The organism is Streptomyces sp. NPDC059851 (assembly GCF_042732005.1).
GTDB lineage: Bacteria > Actinomycetota > Actinomycetes > Streptomycetales > Streptomycetaceae > Streptomyces.
In genome coordinates this window covers 35,651-43,142 of the sequence record NZ_JBHWJJ010000059.1, presented here as the reverse complement: position 1 = coordinate 43,142, position 7,492 = coordinate 35,651, and the positions used below count along the sequence as shown (strand labels likewise).

Annotated in this window: 8 protein-coding genes and 1 pseudogene; all 9 read right to left on the bottom strand. The window is 73.1% G+C overall.

The window, feature by feature from the left end:
- Window positions 1-350: 350 nt before the first annotated feature.
- A pseudogene (gene lgt / locus ACFV7Q_RS21000) lies at window positions 351-1,157 on the bottom strand (prolipoprotein diacylglyceryl transferase); the annotation flags it as partial.
- A 125-nt stretch (window positions 1,158-1,282) separates the two neighbouring features.
- Window positions 1,283-2,257, bottom strand: a complete 975-nt coding sequence (locus tag ACFV7Q_RS20995; RefSeq protein WP_385430438.1) for a DsbA family protein — start codon at window positions 2,255-2,257, stop codon at window positions 1,283-1,285.
- A gap of 94 nt (window positions 2,258-2,351) precedes the next feature.
- A complete protein-coding gene (trpA, locus tag ACFV7Q_RS20990; protein WP_385430436.1) occupies window positions 2,352-3,191 on the bottom strand; it encodes a tryptophan synthase subunit alpha in 840 nt (279 codons plus the stop codon).
- Entirely contained in the window at window positions 3,188-4,438 is a 1,251-nt protein-coding gene (gene trpB / locus ACFV7Q_RS20985; protein WP_385430434.1) for a tryptophan synthase subunit beta, read from the bottom strand. Before trpB ends, trpA begins: the two co-directional genes overlap by 4 nt.
- 215 nt (window positions 4,439-4,653) lie before the next feature.
- Window positions 4,654-4,866: a tryptophan biosynthesis modulator TrpM gene (trpM, locus tag ACFV7Q_RS20980; protein ID WP_385430432.1), complete on the bottom strand. Its 213-nt coding sequence runs from the start codon at window positions 4,864-4,866 to the stop codon at window positions 4,654-4,656.
- Between the two features lie 8 nt (window positions 4,867-4,874).
- Window positions 4,875-5,684 (bottom strand): indole-3-glycerol phosphate synthase TrpC, encoded by an 810-nt coding sequence (trpC, locus tag ACFV7Q_RS20975; RefSeq protein WP_361088113.1) that lies wholly within the window; start codon window positions 5,682-5,684, stop codon window positions 4,875-4,877.
- Between the two features lie 161 nt (window positions 5,685-5,845).
- On the bottom strand, window positions 5,846-6,169 hold the full coding sequence (locus ACFV7Q_RS20970) for a DUF2752 domain-containing protein (protein ID WP_385430429.1): 324 nt from the start codon (window positions 6,167-6,169) through the stop codon (window positions 5,846-5,848).
- A 301-nt stretch (window positions 6,170-6,470) separates the two neighbouring features.
- On the bottom strand, window positions 6,471-6,710 hold the full coding sequence (locus ACFV7Q_RS20965) for an HGxxPAAW family protein (RefSeq protein ID WP_385430427.1): 240 nt from the start codon (window positions 6,708-6,710) through the stop codon (window positions 6,471-6,473).
- An 82-nt stretch (window positions 6,711-6,792) separates the two neighbouring features.
- Window positions 6,793-7,470 (bottom strand): TIGR02234 family membrane protein, encoded by a 678-nt coding sequence (locus tag ACFV7Q_RS20960; protein ID WP_385430425.1) that lies wholly within the window; start codon window positions 7,468-7,470, stop codon window positions 6,793-6,795.
- Window positions 7,471-7,492: the final 22 nt, after the last annotated feature.

Here is a 7,492-nt window from a genome sequence, read left to right as displayed (position 1 = left end):
TCCTCCTGGGGGGGGCGCGGCCCCCCCCCCCCCCCCCCACCGGGGGGGGGGCCCCCCCCGGCGCGGCCCCCCCCCCCTCTCGGCGGTGTGCTACCCGACGGCTTGGCCGGACCGGGTCAGAGCTTCTTGGCCCCGGGCTGGGCGTCCCCGGCGTTCGCGGCCGGAGCCGCCGCCTCGGCGGGCTCGGCGGCGCCGGCCTCGGCCCCGGCGGCCTTCGGGTCCGCAGCCTTCTCGGCGGCCGCCTTCGGGTCCGTGCCCGTGGCCTGCGCGGTCTTCGCCCCGGGGGTCTTCGCTTCCCCGGCGTTCGCGGCCCCGGCCTTCGCCGCGGCGTCCCCGGAGGGGCCTCGCTCGGGCTCGACGACCGTCTCGCGGCCCGGACGCAGCTTCGCGGAGAGCACGAAGTAGGTCACGGCCAGCAGGAAGACGATGATCGAGGTCCACACGTTCAGCCGGACGCCGAGGATGTGGTGGGCCTCGTCGACCCGCATGTACTCGATCCAGCTGCGTCCCACGCAGTACGCGGCGACGTACAGGGCGAAGGCCCGTCCGTGGCCGAGCTTGAACCGCTTGTCGGCCCACAGCACGAGCCCGGCGACGCCGAGGCACCACAGCGACTCGTACAGGAAGGTCGGGTGGTAGGTGCCGGCGACCCGGTTGGCACCGTCGCTGATCTTCACCGCCCACGGGAGGTCGGTGGCGCGCCCGTAGAGCTCCTGGTTGAACCAGTTGCCCCAGCGGCCGATGGCCTGGGCCAGGGCGATGCCGGGGGCCAGGGCGTCGGCCCAGGCCGGCAGCGGGATGCCGCGCAGGCGGCAGCCGATCCAGGCGCCGAGCGCGCCCAGCGCGATCGCGCCCCAGATGCCGAGGCCGCCCTCCCAGATCTTGAAGGCGTCGACCCAGTTGCGGCCCTCGCCGAAGTACAGCTGGTAGTCGGTGATCACGTGGTACAGGCGGCCGCCGACCAGGCCGAACGGGACCGCCCACACGGCGATGTCCGCGACCGTGCCCGGCTTTCCGCCGCGTGCGATCCAGCGCTTGTTGCCGAGCCAGACGGCGACGAAGACACCGATGATGATGCAGAACGCGTAGCCGCGCAGCGGGATCGGTCCGAGGTGGACCACGCCGGTCGACGGACTGGGGATGTAGGCAAGTTCCATGGCAGGACCGACGCTACCTTGCCGGGCGGTGCGGACCGCAACCCGCCCGGCAAGCTGCCATCAAATCGACACCTGGCGTGCACGGCGCTCCCGGACCGGAGCGTCTCGTTCCATCGGGCCGTGCGTCACCCCTGACCAGCCGTCCCCGTCGCCGCCGCGGGGGAGGCGCCCGTCCGCGAGCCGCTGCTGCCGGAGCCCTTCGCCCGCGACCCCGGCGAGGCGGAAGCGGAGGCGGAGGACCCGGAGGCGGAGGATCCGGAGGTCGGCACCGACGGCGACGCCGACGCCTTCCCGCCGCCGGTGGTGGCGGTGCCCTTCGCCGTGGCCTCGACCTGCTCCTTCAGCTTCTGCGGGGTGAGCGGGTTGGCCTGGTCGGCGAAGATGTCCTTGCCGTTCAGCAGGATGGTCGGGGTGCCGCGGAAGTTCCCGGCCCGGAACGCCTCGTGCGATTTGGCCACCCAGCTGTTGTGCGTCCCCTTCTCGACGCACTCGCGGAAGGCGGGGGTGTCCAGCCCCTCGACCTTGCCGGCCAGCTCGATCAGCTTGGCGTTGCTGCCGTAGGCGTCGTCGGTCTCCTCCGGCTGGTTCTGGAACAGCACGTCGTGGTACTCGGTGAACTTCCCGACGTCCTGCGCGCACGCGGCGGCGTTGGCGGCCTTGAGGGAGCCGCTGCCGCCCATGTTCCCGTCGATCAGGGTGACCAGGTGGTACTCGCCCTTGAGCAGGCCCTTGGCCTCCAGCTCGTGGATCGTGTCCTTGTAGTTGACCTCGAAGGACTTGCAGGCGGGGCAGCGGAAGTCCTCCCACACGGTCAGCGTGGACTTGGCCTCGCTGCTGCCGGTCGGGACGGCGAGGGCGTCCTTGCCGGCTGCCCCGGACGGGGCGGTCACCGGGCCCGCCGTGTCCTTGTCGCCCTTGCCGGCATTGGCCGCGATCAGGCCGACGACGGCCGCCAGGCCCAGTACGCCGACGATCGCCGTCGCCACGACGAGCGTCCGCCGGCGCTTGTCCTTCTTCCTCTCCCGCTCGCGCTCCTCCTGGAGCCGCTCCCGGGCCGATCGTTTCGCTTGGCGGTTCGCACCGTCGTTCTTCTCGCTCACGGTCGGCCAAACGAAGCAGGGAGGCACTCCCGTGCCTCCCTGCTCCCAGATCCACCCGATCGGGCTACAGAACCCCGACGGGCCCGCGCCCGGGTCAGCTCCTGCGTACGCCTTCCGCAAGTTCGCCCGCCAGCGCCCGTACGGACTCCAGCCCGGCCGGCAGGTCCGGGGCGTCCAGCAGCAGCTTCACGAACGCCGAGCCGACGATCACCCCGTCGGCGAAGCCGGCGACCTCCTTGGCCTGGGCGGCGTTGGAGACGCCGAGGCCCACGCACACCGGGAGCTCGGTCTTGGCGCGCGTGCGGCGGACCAGTTCCTGGGCCTCGTGGCCGACCGACTCGCGGGTGCCGGTGACGCCCATCAGGGAGGCGGCGTAGACGAAACCGGAACCGGCGGCCGTGATGGTCGCCAGCCGCTCGTCCTTGCTGCTGGGGGCGACGACGAAGACGGTGGCCAGACCCTGCTTGTCGGCGTGCTCGCGCCACAGGGCGGACTCCTGGACCGGCAGGTCCGGCAGGATGCAGCCGGCGCCGCCCGCCTCGGCGAGCTCGGCGGCGAACCGCTCCACGCCGTACCGGTCGATCGGGTTCCAGTACGTCATCACCAGCACCGGGGCCCCGGTCGCCTGGTGCGCCTCGCGCACGGTGCGCAGGACGTCGGCGATCTTCACGCCGCCGCGCAGGGCGATGTCGTCGGCGGTCTGGATGACCGCGCCGTCGAGGACGGGGTCGCTGTGCGGGAGGCCGACCTCGACGATGTCGGCGCCGCCCTCGATGACGGCCTTGACGGCCGCGATGCCGCCGTCGACGGTCGGGAAGCCCGCCGGGAGGTAGGCGACGAGGGCGGCGCGGTCCTCCGCCTTCGCCTTGGCGAGGGTGTCGCTCAGCAGCTGGATGCGCCCGGTCCGCCCGGTCTTCTCGCTGGCGTTGCTCACTTCGACTCCCCCTCGGCGTCGTCGTACAGCCCGAAGTAGCGGGCGGCGGTGTCCATGTCCTTGTCCCCGCGGCCGGACAGGTTGACCACGAGCAGGCCCTCCTCGCCCAGTTCGCGGCCGAGGTCGAGGGCTCCGGCGAGGGCGTGCGCCGACTCGATGGCCGGGATGATGCCTTCGGTGCGCGAGAGCAGGCGCAGGGCCCGCATCGCGGCGTCGTCGGTGACGGCCCGGTACTCGCCGCGGCCGGTGTCCTTGAGGAAGGAGTGCTCCGGGCCGATTCCCGGGTAGTCCAGGCCGGCCGAGATGGAGTACGGCTCGGTGATCTGCCCCTCCTCGTCCTGGAGGACGTAGGAGCGGGAGCCGTGCAGGATGCCGGGCTCGCCGGCGGTGAGGGTGGCCGCGTGCTCGCCGGTCTCGACGCCGTGTCCGGCGGGCTCGAAGCCGACCAGGCGGACGTCGGTGTCGGGGATGAAGGCGTGGAAGAGGCCGATGGCGTTGGAGCCGCCGCCGACGCAGGCGGCGACGGCGTCGGGCAGCCTGCCGGTGCGCTCCAGGATCTGCCTGCGGGCCTCGACGCCGATGACGCGGTGGAAGTCGCGGACCATGGCGGGGAAGGGGTGCGGGCCGGCGACGGTGCCGAAGAGGTAGTGGGTGCGGTCCACGTTGGCGACCCAGTCGCGGAAGGCCTCGTTGATGGCGTCCTTGAGGGTGCGCGAGCCGGACTTCACGGCGATGACCTCGGCGCCGAGCATGCGCATGCGGGCCACGTTGAGGGCCTGGCGCTGGGTGTCGACCTCGCCCATGTAGATGGTGCAGTCGAGGCCGAAGAGGGCGCAGGCGGTGGCGGTGGCCACGCCGTGCTGGCCGGCGCCGGTCTCGGCGATGACGCGGGTCTTGCCCATGCGCTTGGTGAGCAGTGCCTGGCCCAGCACGTTGTTGATCTTGTGCGAGCCGGTGTGGTTGAGGTCCTCGCGCTTGAGGAAGATCCGGGCGCCGCCGGCGTGCTCGGCGAAGCGCGGCACCTCGGTCAGGGCGCTGGGGCGGCCGGTGTAGTTGACCATGAGGTCGTTCAGCTCGGCCGCGAAGGCGGGGTCGTCCTTGGCCTTCTGGTACTCGACGGCCACCTCGTCCACGGCGGCGACGAGCGCCTCCGGGATGAACTTGCCGCCGAAGTCGCCGAAGTAGCCCTCGGCGTTGGGGACGTGACCCTCCGGGTCCGGGATGAAGAACTCGCTGGCGCTGGACATGGCCAGTCACTCCTACGGGATGCGTGGTGCGGCGGGTGGTGGTCACCGTAGTGCGCCGCCCGTCCGTGACACGCACACCACACTCCGTGGTGGGGTGGGGGTGTGCACGGTGCGGGGGCCCGCGCCCCGGGGCGGCCTGATCGGCCGGCCGGTACGGGGCTGGGGCCGTGCGGAAGGGGCCCGCGGCAGGGTGCCTGCCGGGCGGGACGGTTCCGCTACAGCGCGCCTCCGCGACGCCATCGCATGCCGTTGACCTGGCCGGGTTCGGAGCCGATCACGTACCGCACCCGCCGCCCGTGGACGCGCCGGGCCGGGGCGCGGCAGCCGCGGGGACGGCAGCCGCGCGCCAGGGGCGCGTGGGCCGTCTGCACGCCGGCGGCCGGGCCGTGGCCCGGGCGGGTGCGGACGGAGGGGCGGGGGGCGGGCATGGGGCGGGTCAGCTCCGGCCGTGGCGCAGGGCGGGGTGGGCGCCGGCGGCGACGAGGTCGGCCACGGCCGCCTTCGGGTCGCGTCCGGTCACCAGGGACTCGCCGACGAGGACGGCGTCCGCGCCCTCGTTGGCGTAGGCGATCAGGTCGTGCGGGCCACGGATGCCGGACTCGGCGACCTTGACGATGTGGGCGGGGATCTCGCCGACGACGCGCTCGAAGGTGGAGCGGTCGACGGTGAGGTCCTTGAGGTTGCGGGCGTTCACACCGATGATCTTCGCGCCGGCGGCGACCGCGCGCTCGATCTCCTCTTCGTCGTGCACCTCGACGAGCGGGGTGAGGCCGATGGACTCGGCCCGCTCGATGAGGGAGACGAGGGCCTCCTGCTCCAGGGCCGCGACGATCAGCAGGACGAGGTCGGCGCCGTAGGCGCGGGCCTCCCACAGCTGGTACGCCGTGACGATGAAGTCCTTGCGGAGGATCGGGATGTCCACGCGTGCGCGGACGGCCTCCAGGTCGGCCAGCGAGCCGCCGAACCGGCGCTGCTCGGTGAGGACGGAAATGACCGCCGCACCGCCCGCCTCGTAGTCGGCGGCGAGTCCGGCAGGGTCGGCGATCGCGGCCAGCGCGCCCTTGGAGGGGCTGGAGCGCTTGACCTCACAGATCACCTTGACGCCGTCGCCGCGCAGGGCTGCGACGCCGTCCTTGGCCTGGGGCGCCTTGGCGGCACGCTCCTTGAGCTCGTCGAGGCTCACGCGGGCCTGCCGTTCGGCAAGGTCTTCGCGGACCCCTTCGATGATCTCGTCGAGCACACTCACGCGAGCGGCCCCCTTCCGGGTCGATGACGGTCGGCCGCCTTGCAGACACGTACGACTGCAAGGTCAGCAATCAAATGGTATCCGCCCCGGGCGTTGCTCTCCGCACGCGGTTGACGGCGTCCCATTACCTGGACATTCGGAATCTCGGCTTCATATAGGCATCAGGGGGCCAGTGCGGAACCGAACGGCAGGTTCCGGACGACGGAGAAGACGAGCGCCACCCCGCCGAGGACCCACCAATACGGCGCCGGCAGGGCAAAACGCGGGGTGGGAGCGCCGCGCCAGGCCCGGACGAGCCATCCGGTCATGACGCCGGCGAAGACGAAGTAGCCGATCACGGCGAGGGCATTCGCACCGAAAGCAGTGATCAGATCGCCGTGGGCGAACGCATGGGCGCTGCGCAGTCCGCCACATCCGGGACACAGGATTCCGGTGAGACGGAAAAGCGGGCAGACCGGATAGTGGCCGGGTTCATTGGGATCCACGGCGCCTACGTACGCAAATGCCGCGGTGGCCGAGCACAGCCAGAGCGCCGGGGCGGCCAGCCGGCGGACCCGGGAGGCGGGCACGGCGGGCGCGGGCGGCCCGGGCCAGGGGCCGGAACCGGGGCCGGGATCACGACGAGGGCCGGAGCCGGGATCAGGACCGGGGCCGGGGCCGGGACCGAGGCTGGAACCGGGACCGGGCCCGGGGGTGGTGCGGAAGGCGTCCACGCGCTGATTCTCCTCGGTCATGGCAAAAGGCGCAGCCCGACCGGGCCGCGCCTTCGCGTGTCCGCTGCGGGACTCAGGCCTTGGAGGCGGCGATGACCTTGGCGAGGTCGTCGTGGGCGGGCTTCGGAGCACCCATACCCGCAGCCCGCATGGCCATGCCCACGACACCGCCCAGCGCGACGACGACCATGCCCGCCCAGAACCCGAGCGGGTTGGCCAGCACCATGAAGGCGCCGGAGACGCAGAAACCGATGAAGGCGATGATGACACCGGTCCAGGCGGCCGGGGTGTGTCCGTGGTTGCTGCCCGCCATGAGTTGCTCCTCGTTTTGCTCTGTCGCACGTGCTGTCTGGCACGCTCGGTGCTCATTGTCCCGCACCGGGTGCGGGGGGTGGTCAGCGGGTGGGGTCCTCGCCGCGGTCCAGGGCCTTCCACAGGTCCTCGGGCCGGTCCGGGTCGACCGCCGCGGGCTTGCGGGTGCGGGCGCCGCCGTCGCGCTCGTACCGGCCGCCCATCGCGGGCCAGTCCCGGCCGTGGCGCAGGGCCAGCAGTCCGGCGGCCAGGATCAGGACGCCGCCGGCTGCGGTGACGTACGGCCAGACGGTGTGCGCCAGCGCGCCGACCTGCGCCGCTGTGTCCGCGGTGGCCTTGGCGGCCTGTGCGTCGAGCGCCTGCTGGTCGTCGGCGGCCAGGACCGCGGCGAGGGCCGCGCCGAAGCCGCTCAGCGCCAGCAGGGCGGACACCAGCAGCCGGCCCGCGCCGCGTACGGCGAACACCGCGACCAGGGCGGCGAGGCCCACGATGGCCAGGGCCGCCGGCAGACCGGTGACGGCCTGCCCGTCGGCGGTCACCGGGAGCGAGCCGCCCCCGACGGCGGCGGTGCCCCGGGCCCACACCCGGCCGGAGCCGAGCAGGACGACGGTGGCGCCGAGCGCACCGAGCAGCAGGGCGGCGGCCACGCTACGGCGGCCTCCGCGGCTCCCGGGGGCCGCGGCGGTCTCCGGCGCGCCCGCAGGGCCCTCGGGGTCCTCAGGGGAGCCGGTGTCGTTTCGGGGTGGGGGTACGGCACTCACGTACCCACTATCCCCTACGGCC